Origin of the sequence: Streptomyces sp. NPDC058052 (assembly GCF_042885515.1) — a bacterium.
GTDB lineage: Bacteria > Actinomycetota > Actinomycetes > Streptomycetales > Streptomycetaceae > Streptomyces.
In genome coordinates this window covers 98,153-118,721 of the sequence record NZ_JBHVRX010000006.1, presented here as the reverse complement: position 1 = coordinate 118,721, position 20,569 = coordinate 98,153, and the positions used below count along the sequence as shown (strand labels likewise).

Genomic DNA, 20,569 nt, shown 5'->3' with positions numbered 1-20,569 from the left:
TGGCACCGTCCATGGAGGTACCTCACCAAGGACGCGGCCCCCGCGCAACGGAGTAACGCGCCGGTCCCGCTCCCGACTCCGGTCCCGCTCCCGACTCCGGTCCCGCTCCCGACTCCGGTCCCGCTCCCGGCTCCGGCTCCGGCTCCGGCTACCGCACCACGCGGTAGCGGAGGAGGGCGATCTTGGAGGAGAAGGTGCGGGTCTCGACGAGTGCGAGATCCACCCGGCGTTCGTTCCGGGGGAAGTAGGGGATGCCGCCGCCCACCAGCACCGGGTGGACCACGAGGCGGTACTCGTCGATCAGGTCCGACGCCGCCGCCTCGGCGGCCAGCGTCGCGCCGCCGATCGCGATCTCGCCCTCCCCCGGCTCGGCCCGCAGCCGCTCGATCTCCTCCGCCACACTCCCGGTGGCCAGACGCGCCTGGCCCTGGACCTCCGTCAGGGTCCTGGAGAAGACCACTTTGGGGAGCGGATTCCACCGCCGCGTCCACTCGCGCGAGGCGTCGTCGAGCGACGGGTCCTGCTCGGCCGTCTCCCAGTACAGCATCGTCTCGTACAGCCGCCGTCCCAGCAGGTGGACGTCGACCCCGCGGATCTCGTCGATCCAGAAGCGGAAGACCTCGTCGTCCGGCTCCGACCAGTCGAACCCGCCGTCGGGCCCGACGATGTAGCCGTCGAGAGAGACACCCATCGAATAGGTCACGCTGCGCATCAGAAGACCACCTCGGTAGCAGGCTCGACCGTACGCCCCCGGCCGCGGCCGGGGAATCACCCCCGGCTCGCACGGCTTCGCGGGCCGACCCTCCCCACGAAACCACATCCCCGGCCGATCCACGCCGACCCACGCCCCGCCGGCGGACCGGAACGCCGCCGGCGTCGTGCCCCCCGGCCTACCGTCCTCCTGGCCCGCCGTCACGCTTTCCGCGGCACCCAGGCGTCCGCGGGTTCCTGACGACGCGTCGCCCGAGGAGGGGCGTGGCGGGGTAATCGGCTCCGGCCGAGGTCACGCAGCGCTGACGTCCGGTCACATGTGGATGAACGCCTCCGGGCTCCCCGCCGCGTCGGCCGCGGTGGTCCGCGTGGAAGCGGACCGCGGCCCTTCCGGTGGCGGTCGACCGGCAGGACCGGGACGGCCGGGCGGCGACGCGGGGCCGCCCGGCGGTCAGCAGCGATGGCCGCGCCCGTGGCGGGGCGCCCGGCGGTCAGTAGCGGTAGCCCGGCCAGTGGGGGTCCTCCCAGCGGTCGGGGCAGGTGACGCCGAGGAGCCGTATCCGGTGGAGGAGCTCCTCCGGCGCGCCGTGCGCGCGAAGGCGGGCGGGGGCGTGGCGGACGAGCCACTCCGTCAGTTCGTCACGCGTCCCGTCCTCGTCCTCCCAGGCCCACCAAGGGAGCTGGTCACCGAGGAGGTCGTAGTCCCAGTCCTTCACCGCCTCCGCCAGGTGCCCGTCGGCCACGGTGCCGTGCGACGCCTCCCAGGCGGTGAGCCACGGGGTCAGCGTGCCCGTGGCCTCCGCGACCAGGACGAGCAGGTGGTGCGGTGGCACGACGGGATCCGGGTCCGTGAGCGTGCACGCCCACCAGGCGTACAGGAACTCCTCCACCGCGGCGGCCTGCTCCGCGGGCCAGTCCCGCCAGTGCGCCAGGACGAAGGCTCGGCCGACCCGCTCCATGAGGTCGCGGTCGGCATCGAGGCGGCCGCCGACGAGGGCGGCGGCGAGCTGCGGCAGGATCCGGCGCAGGACGGCACCCGGGTACGTCCAGTCGGTCGCCTCCCACGTACGCCGCAGGAGGTCGGAGTCCAGTTCCACGTCGGGCACCTTGAGCTGCGCGAGGTCTTCCGCGCTGCCCCAGTGACAGACGCAGTTGGTCTCGTCGGGGTGCGCGGCCATCCCGCGGAAGGTGGCGGCGATGCCGTCCAGTGAGGCGTCGAGACGGCGTCGTGCGCCGGATGCCGGGGACGGTAGGGGCTGTGACACGGGCGTACGCCCTTCGGGGACTCCGGCGGCCTCCGCCGGCCGAAGATCCGCACATTACCGCCCGGCGCGCCCGGTGTCCTCCCCTTTCCCCGGTGGTCGGCCCCGGGCGCGCCGGTCGGGCTACGGGGCGACCGGCGCGTCGAAGCGCACCGAGCGGAGCTCCAGGGTGTCCTTGGCCGGCTTGCCGTGGGCCTTGAGGCGCCACTCCGGGCCCTGGCAGTTCGCGCCCAGGTAGACGGTGACGGCCGCGTCGGTGGCGTTGTGCGGGCCGTAGCCGGGGGTGTCCTCGTCGTCGCCGACGGCGTGCAGGTTGACACACTTGCCGCCGTGCGGGTCGTGCAGGGTGACGTGCCGCTCCTGGCCGTAGCCGTCGACGTACTTGTAGTGGAACTCGCCCTGCGCGGCCTGGGCCGAGCCGGCCGTCGACAGGAGGAGAGCGAGGGCGCCGACGGTGGCGCCGAGGGTGGTGCGCAGCTTCATGGCAGGAGGAGCCTCTCCGAAGACGATCAAGGAAACAGGGGCCACCGTACGGAGCCCGCCGGCGGGCGAATCGATCCGCCGGACCGGCGGAGGCCGCGTGTCGCCCCGGCGTCACCCGTCCGGCCCCGCACCGGTCCGCCGCGGCGCGGCCATCCGAGCCGATGCGCCCGTCCAGCACGTGCTCGGCGCCGGACTCCCGCTCGGCCCCGGCCACCGCAGGGCTTCTCCGACCGTCCATATGAGCGGCGGGCCGGGTGATTCCGCGTGTCGCCGCGAGCAAGATCCGCTGGCGAAACGTATCTCTCATTGCATGACCGATGACATGGAACACTCGCTGTACGCACACCTGCGCGAGCGCTTCGGTGACGAGACCGGGTGGCCGGAGGCGACCGTGCTGATCGCGCCCTATCTGCGGATCGTCGTGGACGCGCTGGGGCCGGAGGACGCCGTGACGTTCCTGACGGCGGTGCGCGGAGCGCTGGACGAGGAGACGGCCCGAGCAGGAACGATTCACCTCGGGTTCGGCGCGCACCTCTGGTCGCGGCTCGACGCGGTGTCCTGGGACGGCTCGCCGGCCAGGACCTCGGCATGGGAGGCGGCCATGGCCATGCACCGGCTGGCCGCGCTCATGCCCTCCTCCCGCCTGGTGGACCTCGTGGACCTCGGCCTGCGGTCCTGCCGCGTCGTGCGCGTCCCGGTGGGACGGTAGGCGCGAGGGCCTGTGACCTGGCCGCCGGAACGGAAGGCGGACCCGATCGCCAGGAGGCGGAGCGGCCTCGGCTCCCCGAGCGGGGCGCCGAGGCCCCGTCGCCGTGGCGGAGAGACGGCTGCCGGGCGGTCAGCAGAGAAGCCGGAAGGGCGCGAAGTCCGAGGCGGTGGAGCGTGCGGGACCGGCGCCTGCTCCGGTGGCGGTGTCGGCCGCTGGGCGGGTGTTGGGGAGGACCGGACGGCCGCAGGAGACGAAGAGGTCGTCGTACCGGGTCCGGGGGCGGGCGCGGTACTCGGGCGTGGACCGGGCCAGCATCCTGACGACCTCCTCCGCCAGCATCAGCTGATAGCGGCACGAGGCGTCGTTGAGGACGTTGAGGTCTCCGGTCGCGACGTGGTTCTCCTGACGGCAGCCCCCGCCGCACAGGTAGCGGGCCCAACAGCCGCCGCACACGGGATGCTCGTCCACGGTGCGCCGCCATTCGGGGTGGTCGCGCGTGATGCCCCGCTCGCCGGTGCCCACGTCGAAGCTCTCGTCCCCGACCAGGCGGTGGCAGGGGCTGATGGTGCCGTCCGGCGAGTGCGTGTAGTACGTACGGCCGCCGGAGCAGAAGGCGAGGGCCGCCGCGCCCTCGGTGATCATCTGGACGGTCCGCTCGTACTCCAGGACCCCCTTGAAGCGGTTCCCGGGATCGAACAGCTTCGGGTAGTGGGCGAGGAACTCTTCGAACTGGTCGACGATGCCGGGCTGGAGGAAGTGGTTGATGTACTCGATCCCGCCCTGCGGCGCGGACAGCGTGCGGTCGCCGAGGGTGAGCGCGACGGGGACCGTCGTGCCCGTCCGTACGGGGTAGACGCCCGGGTAGATCTGGAAGTGGTCGAAGAGGTCGAGCCGCCAGAGGGCGAGCACGCTCTCCTTGAGGGAGGGTTCGGCCGTGGCGATCGTCATCCGCGCGACCAGCGTGACGGCGTCGCCGCACTCCTCCCGCAGCCGCCGGAGGTTGCGGACGATCCTGTCGTACGACCCCTTGCCGTTCTTCGAAGGGCGATTGGCGTCCTGCACCTGGCGACCGCCGTCGATCGAGACCGAGACGATGAAGCGGTGGTCCCGGAACAGCGCGGTGGTGCCGGGCGGCAGGAGCGTCAGGTTGGTGGAGACGCGGTGCACGAACCGCGTGCCGGTCCGCCCGGCGATCTCGTCGGCGCGGGCGCAGATCTTCTCGATGACACCGAGGTTCGCCAGCGGTTCCCCGCCGAAGAACTCGAAGCGGACGCGCTGGTCCGGGGCCGCGTGGGTCTCGATGAAGTCGAAGATCCAGGCGATGGAGTGCTCCCCCATCGCCTCGGTGACGCGGCCGTAGTCCCCGCCCTCGGCGAAGCAGTAGGCGCAGGCGAGGTTGCAGACGTTGGTGAGGTTGACGTTGACCGCGAAGTCGGCGCCGTCGGACAGCGCGCTCCCGGCCAGCAGGGTCCGGTGGGTGTCGTCGCCGACGCCGGCGACCGCCCGGAGGCGGTCCCATGCCTCCCGCTCGGCGGGCAGCAGGTGCTCGACGCCCGCCTCCAGCCGGCGGGCGGTGGCGGCCGGGGCGAGCAGCAGCCGGTGGTTGCCGGTGAGGAGGACGGCGGCGGTGTCGCCGTGGTCACGGCCTTCGCCGGGGCCGCCCGTACGGCCGCCCCGGTGCTCGTCAGGGTCCCGGAGCGGGATGACGCGGTAGTCCGTTCCGTGTCTCATGACCGCGGGCCCCGGACGAAGAGCGGAAGCGGCGAGACGTCGCCGTTGAGCGTGCCCGCCGTCGCCTCGACCGTGGGGAAGTGGGCGCGGTCGAAGACCTGGTGGAGGGTGGACTCGCACGAGCGCTCCACGGCCACCTGCACGCCGGTCTCACCGGGCGTGCTCTTGGCCGCGATGGAGCGGAAGCTCTCGTGCGGCGCCAGGTCGATGACCTCCCACGCCTGGTCCGCGGCGGTGTCGCCGAGGCGGCGGGCGTAGGCCCGCACCGGGGCGCCGGAGGTGTTGCGCAGCTGGAAGTGGAGCGCCCGCACGTCGCCGTGCCAGTCGAAGCCGGCGACGGAGAGGTCCCGTCCGGGCGGGAGGTCGCGCACCCGCTCGCGCGGCCGGGCGTCCGGCAGCAGGGTGATGCCGGCGTGGCCGCCGCAGCCGGTGCAGCGGCCCCCGGCGTCGACACCGACGAGGTCGGCGTTCAGTCCGTACCGCGTGACCTGGAGCCGTCCGCACGCGCCGCAGCGGGTGTCGGTCGACGCGGTGTCGTAGACGTTGCCGAGGTAGACGTGCTTGAGCCCCATGCCGAGGGCGGTGCCGCGAGCCCTCTCCAGACGGTCGACGGGGGTGCGGATCGTGTCCGTCATCTTGTAGTCGGGGTGGAAGCGCACGAAGTGCGTGGGCACGTCGGGACTCAGGCGCTCCCCGACGAAGGCGGCCATGTCGCGGGCGGTCTTCTCGTCGTCGCTGAGGTCGGTGACCATGAGGGTCGACACCTCGACGTGCTTGCCGGCCCGGAACACCCGCTCGGTTCCTTCGAGGACGGGCTCCAGCCACCCCTTGGTGATCCTCCGGTAGTACGCCGGGTCGAGGGACTTGATCGACACCGAGAAGATGTCGATGACCGGGAGGAGTTCCTCGATCGCCTCGCCGGTGATGAAGAACGCGGACTTGTAGAGGTTGACGATGCCGGCGGCCTTCGCAAGCGCGGCGGTCTCGACGACGAACTCGTGCCAGACGACCGGGTCGTTGTAGGTCCAGGAGATCACCCGGATCCCGTGCCGGACGGCGATGTCGACGACCTCCTCGGGCGTGTAGTGGTGGACGTCCTTGTCCTCGACGTGACGCGCCTGCGAGGTCTTCCAGTTGTGGCAGTAGTCGCAGTTGAGCATGCAGCCGACGTTGCCCATGGACAGGATCCGGGCGCCGGGCGCGTAGTGGAACACGGCCTCGGTCTCGATGGTCTCCTCGGTGGCGTGCACCGACCGGCCGTAGTTGAGCGTGACCAGCCGCCCGTCCTGGTTGGCGCGGACCCGGCAGAAGCCGTACCGGCCGGGGCGGATGCGGCAGTTCCTGGGGCTGAGGTGACAGCGCACGGCCCCGTCCTCCAGCCGCTCCTCGAGCCGGGCGGGGCGGGCCTCGCTGTTCCAGGCCGGCGTCGGGGGTACGGCTGCGGGCGGCGGCGGGTTCGCGCCCGGGGTCGGGTGCGGGGTCGGGTGCGGGCTCGGAGTCTGGTTCGCGCTCTGGTTCTTCTGGGTCCGGTTCGGAGTCTGGTTCTGGTTCTGGTTCGGGTCGGTGCTCCGGTTCGTGTGCGTCACAGGCTGTCCTTCCGAGAAGGAGGTGACCGGGAGGGATACGCGGGTCGCAGCGGGAGCGGACGGAGGAGGGCTCGGCGGAGCCGAGGAGCGACGGGAAGAGGAGCGTGAACTCCCTCTCTCCGTCGGCGACATGAGCAGATGCCGGGAGGGGGCGCCCTGGGGTGATTCACTCCAGGAACCCCCGTTATGCCGGTTGAGGATTGTTGAACATTCCGAACCGCGCCTGGCGAAGAGCATGACCGAGCGTTCTCACCGTCGTCAAGAACCCCGACCGCCGCACGCCGGGGAGGGCGATCGTCCGCATCGCGCGGGGCGGGGGCCGGGAAGACCGCCCTCGACGCGCGCCCGGTCGCGGGTGCCCGGGGTCAGTCGCCGGTCAAGCCCCAGAAGCACAGACCGGCCGGGCTGCCGTCGTCGCCGTAGACGGCGGTGCAGCACCCGAAGCCGCGTTCGACCGGAGGGAACCACCCGTCGCCGGCCCGCGTGAGCGCCTGTTCGACCGCCGCCCGCCCGGGCCGCCCCGACCCGAACAGCTCCACGACCTCCGCCGCTTCGAGCACCCTGACGTCCCCGGGCTCCTCCAGACCCTCCGTGCAGCGCACCGCACGGGAGACGTCCAGCACCGAATGCGCCGCCTCCTCGTCCAGCCAGCCGCTCGCCGCCAGCGCCGCGAGCGTCTCGACGCCCGCCTCCCGGTAGTACGCGCCGTCCCGCTCGAAGACCACGTCACGCAGGTCGTCCAGCGCCTCCTGCTCGTTCTCCCGGAAGGGCGTGAAGTAGGTCCATCTGCTCGCTCCCATGGCGGCGAACGCTACCGGGGCGCCGGAGGCCCTCAGGTGGACGGGGTGGACGGAACACCGTGGCCACCGGGCAGGCAACGCCCGTGTCGTCGGCCTCCGACAACCCGGTGGGCCGGGCCCTGCACGAGACCCTGCTCCAGCTCGTCGCCGCCGGCATCCTGGAGCAGGACGAGGACGAAGACCGGTTCAGGTGGGCCGGCGACGTCGGGGGAGTGCTGGAGGCGGCCCGCCCGGGGCCGCCCGGCGGATCGGATCCGCACCGTGTCTGAATCCCTCACGATCACCGGCGGACCCCGTCGAGATGCCTCGGAGTTGCCGTGTTGTCAGTGGCCACGGTTACGCTCACAGCCTCGATGGGCCGGACGGAGATCGTGAGGGACTCGCGGCCATGGGGGGTGGGTCGCACAGGCCCCGGCATCCAGCTCGGGACTGGAGGTATCTTGCCGCAACCCCACCCCCCACCCCCTCCCTCCTCGCGGCCTTCAGGGCCGCACTGGGGCACCCGTCGGCCGCACCGGCCCGGCCGTCCGGCGATCGCCTGCGGGCAACGCTCAGTCGCCGGCGGGCTCGTCGATCGGCCAGGCGATCTCCAGGCGGTTGTCCGGGTGGTCGGGCGTGCCGGTCCAGCGGCGGTAGACCAGCCGGACGGGGCCCGCGAAGCCGAAGCCGTGCTCGGTGATCCAGGCGGCGACGGCGTCGTACGCGCCGAGGATCTGCGGGAACGCGGCGGCAGCGCCCTCGACCTCCGTGCAGGCGAGGGTGTTCCCGGGCAGCTCGCGCACGGTCATGCCGTCGGGCAGGTCCGCGGGCTGCGCGCCGTCCTCCCGGAACGGCAGGCACGCCTCGACGAGCGTCTCGTTCTCGTCGTCGCACACTCCGTGGAACCGCACGAAAGCAGGCCCGGTGAAGGTGAGCGGGCCATGGCCGGCGACCTCGTACATCTCCTGGTAGGCGACGCGCAGGAAGGCGTCGAGTCCGGAGTGGTCGAGGGTCGCTCCGCGGACGAGGATCCGTTGGGCGGCGCCCTGGCGGACGGTGACGCGGTGGGTCATCTCTGCTCCTTCGGTCAGTCGGCTCAACAGGCCGTGGACCACGGAGCGCTGCACCTCCAGCCGCCGTTCGGCCGCCCGCAGGTGCGCCCGGAGGGCGGCGGCGAGTTCCTCCTCGCCGCCGTCGAGCAGGCGGCGCACCTCCTCGACCGGGATGTCCAGCTGCCGCAGCGCTCTGATCGACTGCGCCGTACGCACCTGGTCACGCCGGAAGTACCGGTAGCCACTCACCGGATCGACGAACGCCGGCACCAGCACGCCGCTGGCGTCGTAATGCCGAAGCGCGGTGACCGAAAGGCCGCTGGCCTGCGAGAACTGCCCGATCGGCAGCAGGTTGCTCCTGTCCACGGCCACGACTGTGCCGTCTCGGGTAACCCGAGAGTCAACCCCGTGTCCCGACGACGGCGACACACTCACCTCCACCGTGCGCCCCCGGCCCCCTCCGAGCCCGCGCGACGCCGTCCCGCGCAGCGACCGGGAGCCTTTCACGAAGGGCTCCGCTCCCCTCGCGATACGCTGCTGCGATGTCTCGATCAGCCGAAACCGGATCAGTCCTGTCCCCCGTCACCGCGGACGACGTCGACCTCGCCGTGCGGCTCGCCGTGGACGTCCTCCGGGACGCGCCCGCGGAGAGGTGGGGCAGCAAGGCCGGTTCGCTGGAGTGGGACTGCTGGGAGACCGCCGAACACCTCGCCAACGACCTGTTCTACTACGCCGTGCAGCTGGGACCTCAGAGCCCGCCGCTGGACACCCACGTGCCCATCGCGCTGAACCGGAAGAGGCCGGACGGACCCACCGTCTTCCTGTACGCGGAACGTGCCGCGGGACCGGCCGGCCTCGTGCAGGTACTGGAGGCGTGCGGCGCGCTGCTGGCCGCCATGGTCCGCACCGCGTCGCCCCTCGTCCGCGCCCACCACGCCGCCGGGGTGTCGGACCCGGAGGGCTTCGCGGCGCTGGGGCTTCAGGAGACGCTGGTCCACATGCACGATCTGGCGGAGGGCTTCGGGATCGACTGGACCCCGCCCTCGGCGCTCTGCTCACGGGTCCTCACCCGACTGTTTCCGGATGCTCCGGACGGCGGGGATCCCTGGCTCACCCTGTTGTGGGCCACCGGCCGCGCCGACCTGCCGGGGCAGCCGCGGCTCACCACGTGGCGCTCGGACAGCACCCCGCGGTCGTAGGGACGGATCGGCCCCGGACACGGCCAGGTCGGTCCTCGTGGGCGCGGCGCGGCGAGAGCACGCCGGGCCCGCCGCTCCCGACGGCAGCCGGATGAGGAGGGCGGCCGCGTGACAGCGCCCGTGCCGAGGGAGACGTGGCCGCGCAGGGCCCCATCGGGGCGCGGAGGCAGGGGAGTTCTCCGGAGGCGGCCTGCCCTCGCCCCGCGGTCGGTCGCGGCCTTCGGTCGCGTCGTTCACATGACGGGGCGGTGGGACGCGGCGTACTCGTCCGCGATGGTGAAGACGCTGGCGCAGCGGGGACATTCCGCCTGGCCGAAGAGACAGGCGATGCCGTCGGCGAGGGTCTGCCGGCCGTCGCGGACGGCCGTCGCGTGCATCCATCTGCCGGTGCCGGAGAGGTCGTCGGGCGACGCGGGCCTCAGGGCTCGCCGGTCCACGTCGCCGAGGTGCCAGTCCCTGATCGCCGAGTAGCGCCCGTATCCACCGATGGCGATCGTCACCTCTGCCGCACAGTGGGGGCAGTCGATCTCGTAGAAGTCGTCGGAGAAGTCCCCGATGACCGCGCCCCAGTGGTACTCCTCCTCGACCGCGAGCAGGGCGCGGTAGGCCGCGAGGTAGTCGGCCGGCCGTGACCGCAGGTGCCGGTCCAGCAGCGTGCGGAATTCCGTGATCGCGCCGGCGCACTCGGCGAGCAGGTCGTCGCAGCCGTGTCCTCCCGCCGCGCACCGCATGATCGACCCGGCCAGCCCCCGCGCCCGGTCGCTGCGCGCCGCGAGTCGCACCAGACGTGGAAACGCGGCGAAGCCGGCGGGGAACACCCACTCCTCTTCGAGGAGCAGGCGGTATCCCAGCTCGTCCCACGCTTCCGCGTCGTCCTCGTCGCGCTCGACCCGTTCCAGGAGCGCGGGGACGCGATGGACGTCACCGTGGCAGTCCGCCATCTCGTCCCAGTTCACCGCGGGGCGTTCCTCTCCGGCCTCTCCGGCCTCTCCGGCCTCTCCGACCTCTCCGACCCTTCGCGCGCCGGTCCGGGCCGTCGTCGCCCGACGCGCGGTCTGTCACCTTCACCGTCGCCCCGGGCGACGAAGCGGGCGAGTGGCTCCGCGGCATCGCGGGGCAGGCCGGCCACCCCGGCCTCCGGCAGGGCCGCGATCACGGTGCGCAACCGCGCCGCGAGGTCCGGGAACGGGGCCCAGGCCGCCGCGGGGACGTCCACGGCGGCCAGGAGCAGGTCGCCCTCGTAGAAAGAGGCGTCGAGCAGCGGTTCTTCGAGCAGCAGGCGTACGGCGAGCGGAAGCACGTACGGCAGCGCCACCCGCTGGGCGACGAGGGTGCGCAGATCCGCCGGACCGAGGGCTCCCAGCGGAATCCTCCGCAGTCCATGCACCGTGCGCACCAGGCGGGTCGCGTCGGAGCCGGGCGGTGCCCAGCGCGGCGGATCCAGCTCGTCGAGGGTGCGGTCGAGGTGCAGCAGACGGTCCATGGGTTCATTGTCGCGGCACGGCGGGCTGCCGCCCGCGTGGCCCGCCGCCCCCGCCGGCCGGCCCGGAAGGGCGTCTCCACGACGTCCTCCCGGGTCGGGTTCCGGTGCGGCGGCCGGGGCGTCAGGCGACCGCGGTTCCCTCCAGTTCGACCAGCTGGCCGGGGATCGCCAGACGGGTCACGCCGAGCATGGTGGTGGTGGGCGCCACCTTCGCGGCGTCCAGGCGTGCGGCCAGCACGCCGTAGTGGCGGAAGAGGAGGTCGACGTCGGTCGTGTAGACGTTGAGGCGGACGAGGTGGGCGAGGGACATGCCGGCTCCGGCGAGCACGGCCTCCACGTTGTCGACGCTCAGGGCCAGTTGGGCCGCCATGTCGCCTTCGTGCCGGGGCCTGCCCTCCTCGTTCGTCGCGGTCTGGCCCGAGAGGTAGAGGGTCCGGGTGTGGCCGGAGACCACCTCGCCCTGGTTGAAGCCCAGCTCCACCGACCAGTTCACCGGGTTGACCGCGGTGCGCTCCATTGCCACGTCAGCTCCATTCGCTTCGTTCGCTTCGTTTCGCTGTGGTTCGTTCGCGCGCTCGTCGGCTCGAACCCCTGCCGGCTCGCGCGTTCGAACGCTCGGTCCGGACGTCCGCCGGCTCGGCCGCCGACGGCTTCTCCGTCCTGGGCAGGAGCCTTCCAAGGAATCACGACACCCTTCGTCATGTATTTCGGTACCGTTCCCGCATGCGCGCCGACCGGCTGGTCTCCCTGGTGCTCCTGCTGCGCCGACGGGGTCGGATGACGGCCGACGCCCTGGCCCGTGAGCTGGAGGTGTCCACCCGTACCGTGCTGCGCGACATCGAGGCGCTGTCCGCGGCGGGGGTTCCGGTCTACGCCGAGCGCGGGCGGCATGGTGGTTTCGCGCTGCTGCCGGGGTTCCGGACCGAGCTCACGGGGCTCAACCACGACGAGGCACTCGCGCTGCTGACGGCGGGGCCGGGGCGGGGCGAGCAGGCGTTCGGGCTCGGGTCGGCGCTCGCCTCGGCCATGCGGAAGGTGGTCGACGCGCTGCCCGAGAGCCACCAGGCGACCGCGAGCGACGCGGCCCGGCGCTTCCTCGTCGATCCTGAGACGGACCTCCTCGCGCGCCGGCTGGTCACGGACGAGATCCCCGGCTCCACGATGGTCGAGGTCCGGCGCGCGGTGCTCGCCGGGCACAAGCTGCGCATCCACTACGCGGCCACGGGACAGGCGCCGCAGTGGCGCACGGTGGACCCGATCGGCCTCGTGACCGTGCGCGACCGGGCCTACCTCCTGGCCACACGGTCCGGCGCGGACCGGACGTACCGGCTGGCGCGGGTGCTCGCCGCGGAGGAGCTCCCCGAGGCGGCGGAGCGGCCGAACCAGGTGGACCTGGACCGGATCTGGCGGGAACGCTCGGCACGGTTCCTGTCCGGCAGCGACCACGTCACCGTGCTGGTCCGGGTGGAACCGGCGCGGCGGGAGGAACTGCTGGACACGGCGCTCGCGGTCCGCGCGGAGGAGCCCGGCGAGGACGGCCGCCTACGGCTGGAGCTGATCTTCCAGGACGCCCGGCACGCCGAGTGGGCGCTGTGGCAGCTCGGCGCGGACGCGGAAGCGTTGTCTCCGCCGTCGTTGCGTACGGCGCTGCGCGCGCGGGCGGCGGCGGTCGCCGCCCTCTACGCGCCCCCCGCGTAGGAGGCGAGCCTGTGGGTACGAGGCGCGGCGGGCCACCCCTGCGTGTCCGTGCGGGCCGTGTCCGTCGGGACCGGGCAGCGGACGGGAAGGTGCGAGCGGCGGCCCGTCAGGACCCGGACGGCGGGGTCAGGACTCGGGTGACGGCTCGACGGCCCGGGGGGACCCCAGCTCGTCCAGCAGGTCGCTGAACAGGTCCTCCACGAAGGTCTCCCGCGCGCCCAGCAGCTCCTCGATCCGGGAGCGCTCCCCCGGACGCCGCACGCCGGCCGCCGTCGCCCAGACGAGCGCGCCCTCGGCATCGGCCGGGACGTCCTCCTGGAGCTCGGCCAGCGTGCGTTCCACCGCCTCGTCGCATGCGGGCGTGGCCGCCCACAGGCTGTCGTCGTCCACGTCGTCGGGCCGCTCGGTGAGCATCCCCGCCGCCACGTCCAGGTTCAGCCATGCCTGCCAGCGCCGGCCGTCGGTCCCCAGGCCGGTGACGAGGGCGACGGAGCTGTCGGAGACGTCGGCGACGCAGACCGGCGCGCCCGTGGACCCGGCCAGCACCGGCAGGAAGTCGTCCTCCCACAGCCCCTGGACGACTTGCAGGGTCTGCCAGCCGCCGGGGCGTGGCCACCAGGCGTCCACGCGCCCTTCCGTCCGCTGTCCGAGAGCGGCGAACACCGGCTCCTCCGACAGCGGACCCCGGCTACGGGCGAACACCAGGTGGCCTGAGAATCCCACGGAACCTCCTCCTCGGAAACCTTGCGGGCACCCTACGAGCCGCCACTGACAGGCCGGCTGTCCGGACCCTCGCCGTACGGGCCGGGATCACGGCGCGAAGTACCAGCAGTACAGGGCCAGGCCCCGTTCCTTCCCGTCGGCCGCCAACGCCGAGAGCCGCTCCAGGAGATCGGCCGCGCGCTCCGGAGAGACGTCGTCGCCCTGCTCGGTGGCGACGCGGGCCCACTCCCCGGCCGCCGTCCGGAGCCGCTCCCTTCCGGCCTCGGCCGACGTCTCCGTCGCTGCCCCGGCCAGCGCCTCGGCCAGCGGCCGGGGGACGGCGAAGACGGTGAAGCCGTCGTTCGCCATCGGCACGACGGCCCTGTGCGGGCTCTCCGCGCCGGTCAACGACCGCTCCCATCTCGGAACCGCGTCGTCGGGGTACGTGCCGTCGCACTCCACGGCGGCGAAGCCATGCCGCACGCGTGGCCTCACCCGCCGGGCGGACTCGTCGTCGTCGGCGAGGAAGAACTCACCAATGAGCACCATCGGTCTCTCCTTGCGCTGTCGCTGCCGTTGTCACTGCTTCCGCCTCGCTCCCTCCGCCTCGCTCCCTCCGTCTCCCTCGATCTCTCTGCCTCACGGCCTCGACCTCGGTCTCCGTCGCCCGCGGCGCCGGCGGTCGCCTGCCGGATGCGCGGGTCACGGGGCCGGCAGCCAGTGCAGGGACTGGCCGTGGGGGCCGGTGCGGGCCAGGGGGTGTTCGTTCAGGGCGAGAGTGAAGAGGAGGCCGTCGGGGGCCGGGAGAGGGGAGAGGCGGCGGTCCACGGCGGGGAGGACGCCCGGAGCCTCGTTGGAGATCCAGGCACAGCCCAGGTCCCGCATGGTGGCGGCGAAGGACTCGCGGTCCTCGGGCGGGAGGTAGGCGAGGACCGCGCTGTGGAGGACGACCGGGGTGGTGCCTGCCGGGGTGGCGGCGACCAGGTCGCGGATGGTCTCGTCGATGTCGCCGCGGACCAGCGTGGGGGGCTCGGCGCGGGCGACGCGGACGGCACCGCGCAGGCGGGTCAGCCGTGCGTGCTGTCCGGGCCAGACCAGGCACTCCAGCCAGCGGACGTCCTGGGGATCGGCGACGTCGAGCGGGTTCAGGTCGATGCCGGCCCGCCAGGCGACCTCGGGCGGCCGGGCGGGCAGCGGGACCGGGCCGGTGGTGGCGCAGTCCAGGACGACCGGGCCATCCGTCGCGCCGAACGGCGTTCCGCCGTCGTAGCGGTAGGCGTAACGGTCGGGGTACAGGCAAAGGCCCGCCGAGGCACCGACCTCGATGAGTGCCAGCGGCTGCGGCAGCCGGGCCAGGACCGGGAGGAGGACCGCGCACCGGGCGGGCTCGTTGGTCTGGGTGCGCCGCTCCAGCATCGTGCTCCGCAGCCGGGGCCAGTGCGTCACCGCCCACGCGCGGAAGGCCGCGTAGTCGTCTCCGGCCGGGCCGTCGAGGTAGCGCACGACGGCGAACAGCAGATTGGGCTGCCGCCGCGCGGGCGGGAGTTCGTCGATGAGTGCCAGGAGGCCGGGATCGCCGGCCACTCCCCCGGCGAGCCGCTCGTACGACGGGGAATGCCCCCGGGCCTCGGTCGCCGCGAACCGTCGGTACCGCCCCGCCGTGTCCATCGTGCTCGCTCCCCTCCCGCCGGCCGTTCGGCCGCTTGCCGATCATGCCAGGGGGATCGCCGGAGGGAGCGGGGCGGGGGCGCGTGGGGTGGGAAGCTGGTCGGCGGGCGCCCGCCGGCGGCGGGGTGGCCAGGGTGCTCGACGGCGGCCGGGGGCGGCACGCCGGACCGTGGGGAGGCCGGTGCGTGGTGGACGTCAGGGACGCGCGGGCGGACGAGGCGGAGGCGCTGACCGGGCTGGTGATGCGGTCCAAGGCGCACTGGGGGTACGACGCCGCGTTCCTCGCCGCGTGCGCGCCGCAGCTGCGGATACGGGCCCAGGACGTGGCGGTCCGGCGGATCCTGGTGGCCCAGGACGACGGGGGTGGGGTGGTGGGGGTGGCCTCGCTGGAGGGCGAGCCTCCCGCGGCGTCGCTGGGGCTGTTGTTCGTGGAGCCGGAGGCCATCGGGCGCGGGGTGGGGCGGCTGCTGTACCGGGAGGTGGTGCGGCGGGCCGCGGATCTGGGGGTACGGCGGCTGGTGATCGACGCCGACCCGCACGCGGCCGGGTTCTACCGGGCGATGGGGGCCGTGGCTCGGGACGTCGTGCCTGGGGGAGGTCCGGTCGCGCGGGACGTCGTACCCGGGGGAGGTCCGGTCGCGCGGGACGTCGTACCCGGGGGAGGTCCGGTCGCGGCGGGGCTGGTGCGGTTCGAGGTGGCGCCCGTTCCGCTGCCCGCGTGGGCGCGGGTGTGGACGGGGGGCGGACGGGCCGTGCATCTGGGCAACGTGGCAGAGTTCAACGCCCAGTTCGCCCGGCCCGGGGCGGACCGGAAGCGGTTCTCCCGCGTCGGGTACGGAGAGCGGCACGGAGCCGTGAGGAACGGTGCGCTGCCGGCCACCGGCGGGAACGAGGAACGGATCGCCGCCGGGCACTACGCGAGTCTCGCGGCCTTCTACAGTCCGCATCCGGCCGTCCTGGTGCTGCCGCGTGTCGTGCCGCGCGGCTGGATCGAGCTGGCCGGCCGCCAGTTGGGCTGGGCGGGTGTGGAGGTGTACGACGGTCTGGAGGGCCCGGACGGCGGGCTTCTCGACGCGGTGCGGGGGCGGCCGGCGCTTCTGTCGCGTCTCGCGGAGACCGGGCTCCCCTGGGTGGCGTGGGGGCGTACGCGAGCCCTCGGCGAGGTGGTGGGGCCGGCGCTCGGGGAGCGGGAGCTGCGGTACGAGTCGAAGTCCGCGGCGCACACGCTGTTCGCGGGGATCCTCGCGCGCGGTGGGCATCCCCGGATCCTGCTCCCCGGGCAGTGGCGGGCACGGACCCGCCGGGAGGCGGCGCGACTGCTGGCGGCGCGGGCGCGTGCCGGGAAGACGACCGTCCTGAAGACCGAGCACGGCGTGGGGGGATCCGGCACCGCCGTCGTCACGCCCCGCCGGGTCCGCGAGGCGGGCGGAGCGCGGGCCGTGCTGCGCCGGATGCCGCGCGGGCCGGTACTGGTGGAGGAGTACGTCCAGGGGCCGGGGCGGACGGAGGGCGGTCCCCGCGATCTGACCTTCGACGGCTTCGTCGACGGCGACGGTCGGGTCGTCGTGGTGGGTGGTGCGGTGATGGAGGTCCGGGACGGCTGCTACGCCGGGGCCACCGTGGGGCCCTCGGTGGTGCCCGCCTGGGCGGAGGAGCCTCTTCTCGCCTTCGGGAGCGCCGTCGGCACGGCTCTGGCCGCCTCGGGGTACCGGGGCTGGTTCGACGTGGACTTCGTCGCCGACAGGGCGGGCCGGCTCGCCCCGACCGAGACGAACCTGCGGCTGACCGGCCCGTCCGCCGCCTTCATGGTGGCGGCCCGGCTCGACGCGCTGCGGGGCGCCGGGCACCTCGTACGGATCGTCGACAGGGTCGCGCTCGGTGCGCGGCTGCCGGAGGCGCAGTTCGACGAGCTGTGCGACGAACTGGCCCGCGCCTGTGGGGAGTCGGGAGCGGTGTTCGTGCCCGCGATCCCGACCGGCGCCTTCGATCCGGCGCCCTGGTTCGGGTTCCTCGTGGCCGCGCGGGACACCGAGGGGCTGGACGCCGCCGAGGCGCTGGTACGGGACGGGGCCCGGGGCGTCGGGGCGGGGTTCGCCGGGCTGGACGGGGACGTGTCCGCGTGACGGCGGGCGGTGGAGGCGGGGAGGCGGTCGGGGGGAGGCAGACGGCGGGCGCCGGGCGCCGGACCTCCCCGCACTGCCTGCCACGCGCACCCGCAGGCCGGGCCGGGCCGCGCACGGCACGGCGCAAATCCGCGTGCGAGGCGGAACGGCGGACCGTAGGGTCCGCCCATCATGAACACGTTCCTCCACCAGCCGCGCCTTCCCGCCGACGAGCTTCTGCGTGCCCTGCGGACCCGCTTCCCTCTGACCCGTCCTCAGCGGGCCACCACGCCCGCGGGCGTGGAGGTGATCGGCGTACCGGTGAGGGGGGACGGGGTGCGTCGCGCGTGGGAGGAGTGGCGCCGGCGGCACGGTGAGACGGGCTGGTGGCCGTTCGTCACCGTGGCGTCTCCCGAGGGCCTGGCCGCCGGCGGATCCGCCGGCGACGCCTCGGCGCTGGAGGAGTCGCTGGCCGAGGTCGTGGGCCAGGACCACGACGCGCGGGCGGCGTCCGTCGTCGTGTCGGGCTTCCGCTGGTCGATGTACCGCGTCGGCGGCGACGCGGAGGATCTGGAAGGCTGGCGGGACGACTACGACCCCGATCGGCTGGCGCCGCAGCTCGGCCCCGCGATCGACGCGCCGCTCCCCGGGGTGTCGCGCTGGGCCTGCGGCGGCGGGGGCGTCGCCGGACGGAGTCGCTGGCTCGTCCTCGTACCCGCGCGAGGAGGTCATGAGGTGCCCGTGGTCCTGCCCCGTCTGCTGGGGACGGGCAACTGGTTCGGGTACGGCGACCGGGTCCTCACCCCGGCGGACGACGCGGCGCTGCTCAGGCGCTGGCAGGAACAGTGGGGCGCCGAGCTGCTGTTCGTCGCCGGCGACTCCCTGGAACTGGCCGTCGCCGGCCCTCCCCTGGGCCCGCGGGACGCGGCACAGGCCGCCACGGAGCTGCTGGGCTACTGCCCCGACACCGTGCAGGACCCGCGGACGGCCGGAGACGGCATGGTCCGCTCGACGGTCTGGTCGCTGTGGTGGGACTGAGCGATGCCCTCCCCGCCGGGGGTGTGCGGGTCAGCGTACGGTGACGTCGTCGCCCCCGTACGCGTCCTCGCCCACGCCCTCACCCACGTCCTCGCCCTCGTCCCTGTCCTCGTCGTGGGCGGACCGCGGGGCGTGGTCCGGGGCCTTCGGCGTGCTCAGGACGTGGAGCGCCACCGCGCCGGCCGCGAGCATCAGGGGGACGTTGAAGGCGTAGACGAGCGCGGCTTGTTGCGGCCAGTCGCTCTTCACCGCCAGGCGGTACAGGTTGTCCTGCGGCCACCAGGCCATCAGCAGGTACGACACGGCCAGGTGGGCGAGGGAGGTGAAGCGGCGGCCTCGTCCGCGGCGCAGCATCGTGGGGCGTCCGAAGAGGAAGAACACCGCCCCGGCGCCGAAGGCCAGCCACTCGAAGGCGTACAGCAGGCGGAACAGGTGCCGCCAGGGGGCCGGTACCTCGGTGAGGTCGGTGGAGCCGGGCCACAGGACGTCCGTCAGGAGCAAGGCGATGAACCCGAACGCCACCGTCCCCCACACCACTGCGCACGAGGCGGGCGCTCCGCTGTCGGAGCCGCCGGCCCCGCCTCCGGCCTTGGCCGTCCGCCGCCGGGCCGTGGGGTCGGGCCGCGCGGGGAGGGGCAGCGCCGAACGGTCCTCCTGCCCGGCCCTGTTGCGCGGAAGGCTCCTGACGCGGACCACCGCCCGCGGCATCGCGTCCCTGGCCACCTCGCCCGCCAGGTGGGCGCGCAGCTCCCCGACGCCGGGGCGGGCGCTTCGCTGCGCCTGGGTGTCGGTCTCTCGGGCGGGCGGCGTCACATAGGCGACGAGACGCGGACCGTCCGGCCCGGACGTGCGGGCCGCGCCGGATGTACGGGACGCGCGGGATACGCCGGGCGGGCCAGGTGTGCCGGACGGGCCGCCCGGCCGGCTCTCGACACCGGTGACGACGACCGCGCCGACACCCTCATGTCCGCGGAGCGCGGATTCGATCGGGTACGGGTCGAGGGCGCGGCCGTCCGGCAGCGTGACGCGGTCACGGATCCGGCCCGCGAACTCCAGCAGACCGTCCTCGCGGACCAGACCGAGATCGCCGGTGGGTATCGCCCCGCCGTTGCCCGGTGGGGTGAGGTGGATCTCGCCCGCGATCACGTCGACGGCGCAGCCGGGGAACGGGGTTCCGAGCAGGGAGAGCCGCTCCGGAGCGTCGAGCGGGCGGGCCAGGTGCGGAATCTCGAACCAGGCGCCGGTCCCGGCCGTCTCGGCGAGACCGTAGACGTTGAGCACGCGTGCGCCGGGCCGGAGCAGCCCCTGCAGGGCCACCTGTTCGTCCAGGTGGAGGCGGTCGCCCGTCACCGCGAGGAGCCGCAGCGACCGGAGGGCGGGGTACGGGTCGTGGCGGGACGTCGCTCCGTTCCGGGGCCGGGGTGCGCGGGCCCGCAGGTCGGTGGCGGCGCCGGGTCCGACGTACAGCATGGTGACCCGTTCGCTCTCGACGACGGCCGGGAGGTCCCCGAGGGCCCCCGCCCTGCGGGGCGCCGTCCGCGCGGGCAGGACGAGGGTCCCGCCCGAGCAGAGCGCGCGCGTCCACCCGGTGGCGAAGCCGTGACGTCCGCCCCGGTGACGATGAGGTGCCGGTCCTCGCCGGTCGCCCGCGTCACTTCGGCCCATGCCTCGTAGGCGGCGAGGAGCAGGTCGTGGCGGAGCGGCACGGCGCGCGGCTCCGCGGCACCGGTGAAGAGCCGGGCGGCGAGCGGACCGGGCGCGGGAAGGTCGTCGATCGCCGGGTCGCGGCGCGGCGCGGAGTCCGGTGCGAGGGCGTCCTGGGGCTCGTACGGCCCGGGTTCCGCGGACCGCTCGGGCGGTCCGGGCCGCCCGGGTGCTCCGGCCTGCCCGGCGGCCGGGTCGTCCTCCTGGTCGAGGAGGACGACCGGCAGGCCGTCGCCGGCGTCGAGGGCGGCCCGCTCGGCGGGGCGCGTGAGCAGGACGGAGGATCCGAGGGCGGCGAGCTGCCGCTGCCCGATGTGCGGGTGCTCCGCGTCGACGACCGCGTACACGCCGCCCGCCTTGAGGACGGCGAGGATCGCGGCGATCAGCGAGGTCCGGTCGGAGACGCCGACGGCCACGAGGCCGCCCGGCGTGAGCCCAAAGGCGCGCAGACGGCAGGCCGCCCGGGCCGCGCGCTCGTCGAGCCGCGCGTAGGTCAGCCGCTGGGGACCGGTGACGAGTGCGGCGGCGTCGGGAGTGGTCCGGACCCAGTGTTCGAAGCGATGCGGGACGGTGTCGGCGGGGCTCCCGGTCTGGCGACCGGAATCGGATCGCTGCGTCATGGATCGATGGTGCCACCGACGCGAGCAGAGACCGGATCGTCC

20 protein-coding genes and 1 pseudogene are annotated in these 20,569 nt (G+C 74.0%); 6 read left to right on the top strand and 15 right to left on the bottom strand.

Features of this window, described 5'->3' with window-relative positions; genetic code table 11:
- Positions 1-148 precede the first annotated feature (148 nt).
- From ACFVU3_RS11075 to ACFVU3_RS11065, 3 genes are all read right to left on the bottom strand, one after another.
- On the bottom strand, positions 149-712 hold the full coding sequence (locus ACFVU3_RS11075; RefSeq protein ID WP_390065572.1) for a dihydrofolate reductase family protein: 564 nt from the start codon (positions 710-712) through the stop codon (positions 149-151).
- Positions 713-1,202: 490 nt separating this feature from the next.
- Positions 1,203-1,889 (bottom strand): hypothetical protein, encoded by a 687-nt coding sequence (locus tag ACFVU3_RS11070; RefSeq protein WP_390065571.1) that lies wholly within the window; start codon positions 1,887-1,889, stop codon positions 1,203-1,205.
- 207 nt (positions 1,890-2,096) lie between these two features.
- Complete coding sequence (locus tag ACFVU3_RS11065) at positions 2,097-2,456, bottom strand: hypothetical protein (RefSeq protein WP_390065570.1); 360 nt, start codon at positions 2,454-2,456, stop codon at positions 2,097-2,099.
- A gap of 310 nt (positions 2,457-2,766) precedes the next feature.
- On the opposite strand from ACFVU3_RS11065, the gene ACFVU3_RS11060 reads away from it, so the two are divergent.
- Positions 2,767-3,165 carry a hypothetical protein gene (locus ACFVU3_RS11060; protein WP_390065569.1) on the top strand — a complete coding sequence of 133 codons (399 nt, stop codon included), beginning with the start codon at positions 2,767-2,769 and terminating at the stop codon, positions 3,163-3,165.
- A 129-nt stretch (positions 3,166-3,294) separates the two neighbouring features.
- Here the strand turns inward: ACFVU3_RS11060 and ACFVU3_RS11055 are convergent, their stop codons facing one another.
- From ACFVU3_RS11055 to ACFVU3_RS11045, 3 genes are all read right to left on the bottom strand, one after another.
- A complete protein-coding gene (locus ACFVU3_RS11055) occupies positions 3,295-4,896 on the bottom strand; it encodes a radical SAM protein (protein WP_390065568.1) in 1,602 nt (533 codons plus the stop codon).
- Complete coding sequence (amrS, locus tag ACFVU3_RS11050; protein WP_390065567.1) at positions 4,893-6,482, bottom strand: AmmeMemoRadiSam system radical SAM enzyme; 1,590 nt, start codon at positions 6,480-6,482, stop codon at positions 4,893-4,895. Before amrS ends, ACFVU3_RS11055 begins: the two co-directional genes overlap by 4 nt.
- 365 nt (positions 6,483-6,847) lie before the next feature.
- Complete coding sequence (locus ACFVU3_RS11045) at positions 6,848-7,282, bottom strand: hypothetical protein (protein WP_390065566.1); 435 nt, start codon at positions 7,280-7,282, stop codon at positions 6,848-6,850.
- 83 nt (positions 7,283-7,365) lie between these two features.
- Here ACFVU3_RS11045 and ACFVU3_RS11040 point away from each other — a divergent pair, with 83 nt between their 5' ends.
- The gene (locus ACFVU3_RS11040; protein WP_390065565.1) at positions 7,366-7,551 is read left to right on the top strand and encodes a hypothetical protein; all 186 of its coding nucleotides are present in this window, start codon (positions 7,366-7,368) and stop codon (positions 7,549-7,551) included.
- Between the two features lie 282 nt (positions 7,552-7,833).
- Here ACFVU3_RS11040 and ACFVU3_RS11035 read toward each other — a convergent pair whose 3' ends face one another.
- The gene (locus tag ACFVU3_RS11035; protein WP_390065564.1) at positions 7,834-8,679 is read right to left on the bottom strand and encodes a MerR family transcriptional regulator; all 846 of its coding nucleotides are present in this window, start codon (positions 8,677-8,679) and stop codon (positions 7,834-7,836) included.
- A gap of 176 nt (positions 8,680-8,855) precedes the next feature.
- Here ACFVU3_RS11035 and ACFVU3_RS11030 point away from each other — a divergent pair, with 176 nt between their 5' ends.
- Positions 8,856-9,512: a hypothetical protein gene (locus tag ACFVU3_RS11030; RefSeq protein ID WP_390065563.1), complete on the top strand. Its 657-nt coding sequence runs from the start codon at positions 8,856-8,858 to the stop codon at positions 9,510-9,512.
- A 233-nt stretch (positions 9,513-9,745) separates the two neighbouring features.
- Here ACFVU3_RS11030 and ACFVU3_RS11025 read toward each other — a convergent pair whose 3' ends face one another.
- The 3 genes from ACFVU3_RS11025 to ACFVU3_RS11015 form a co-directional block, all read right to left on the bottom strand.
- Entirely contained in the window at positions 9,746-10,468 is a 723-nt protein-coding gene (locus tag ACFVU3_RS11025) for a hypothetical protein (protein WP_390065562.1), read from the bottom strand.
- Complete coding sequence (locus ACFVU3_RS11020; RefSeq protein ID WP_390065561.1) at positions 10,465-10,995, bottom strand: contact-dependent growth inhibition system immunity protein; 531 nt, start codon at positions 10,993-10,995, stop codon at positions 10,465-10,467. The genes ACFVU3_RS11025 and ACFVU3_RS11020 overlap by 4 nt, the downstream gene beginning before the upstream one ends.
- Before the next feature lie 121 nt (positions 10,996-11,116).
- Positions 11,117-11,512: a RidA family protein gene (locus tag ACFVU3_RS11015; protein ID WP_390065747.1), complete on the bottom strand. Its 396-nt coding sequence runs from the start codon at positions 11,510-11,512 to the stop codon at positions 11,117-11,119.
- Positions 11,513-11,718: 206 nt separating this feature from the next.
- Here ACFVU3_RS11015 and ACFVU3_RS11010 point away from each other — a divergent pair, with 206 nt between their 5' ends.
- Complete coding sequence (locus tag ACFVU3_RS11010) at positions 11,719-12,693, top strand: helix-turn-helix transcriptional regulator (RefSeq protein WP_390065560.1); 975 nt, start codon at positions 11,719-11,721, stop codon at positions 12,691-12,693.
- A gap of 126 nt (positions 12,694-12,819) precedes the next feature.
- Here ACFVU3_RS11010 and ACFVU3_RS11005 read toward each other — a convergent pair whose 3' ends face one another.
- From ACFVU3_RS11005 to ACFVU3_RS10995, 3 genes are all read right to left on the bottom strand, one after another.
- Entirely contained in the window at positions 12,820-13,416 is a 597-nt protein-coding gene (locus ACFVU3_RS11005; protein ID WP_390065559.1) for a hypothetical protein, read from the bottom strand.
- A gap of 87 nt (positions 13,417-13,503) precedes the next feature.
- Positions 13,504-13,944, bottom strand: a complete 441-nt coding sequence (locus tag ACFVU3_RS11000) for a hypothetical protein (protein ID WP_390065558.1) — start codon at positions 13,942-13,944, stop codon at positions 13,504-13,506.
- Positions 13,945-14,097: 153 nt separating this feature from the next.
- Positions 14,098-15,063: a DUF2332 domain-containing protein gene (locus tag ACFVU3_RS10995; RefSeq protein WP_390065557.1), complete on the bottom strand. Its 966-nt coding sequence runs from the start codon at positions 15,061-15,063 to the stop codon at positions 14,098-14,100.
- A gap of 185 nt (positions 15,064-15,248) precedes the next feature.
- On the opposite strand from ACFVU3_RS10995, the gene ACFVU3_RS10990 reads away from it, so the two are divergent.
- Both ACFVU3_RS10990 and ACFVU3_RS10985 read left to right on the top strand, forming a co-directional pair.
- Complete coding sequence (locus tag ACFVU3_RS10990) at positions 15,249-17,186, top strand: GNAT family N-acetyltransferase (RefSeq protein WP_390065556.1); 1,938 nt, start codon at positions 15,249-15,251, stop codon at positions 17,184-17,186.
- A gap of 171 nt (positions 17,187-17,357) precedes the next feature.
- The gene (locus ACFVU3_RS10985; RefSeq protein ID WP_390065555.1) at positions 17,358-18,203 is read left to right on the top strand and encodes a DUF4253 domain-containing protein; all 846 of its coding nucleotides are present in this window, start codon (positions 17,358-17,360) and stop codon (positions 18,201-18,203) included.
- Positions 18,204-18,233: 30 nt separating this feature from the next.
- Here ACFVU3_RS10985 and ACFVU3_RS10980 read toward each other — a convergent pair whose 3' ends face one another.
- Together ACFVU3_RS10980 and ACFVU3_RS10975 are read right to left on the bottom strand one after the other, a co-directional pair.
- Positions 18,234-19,868, bottom strand: coding sequence for an AMP-binding protein (locus ACFVU3_RS10980; RefSeq protein ID WP_390065554.1), 1,635 nt, complete (start codon positions 19,866-19,868; stop codon positions 18,234-18,236).
- A pseudogene (locus ACFVU3_RS10975) lies at positions 19,841-20,527 on the bottom strand (AMP-binding protein); the annotation flags it as partial. The gene ACFVU3_RS10980 and the pseudogene ACFVU3_RS10975, both read right to left, overlap by 28 nt.
- Between the last annotated feature and the right edge of the window lie 42 nt (positions 20,528-20,569).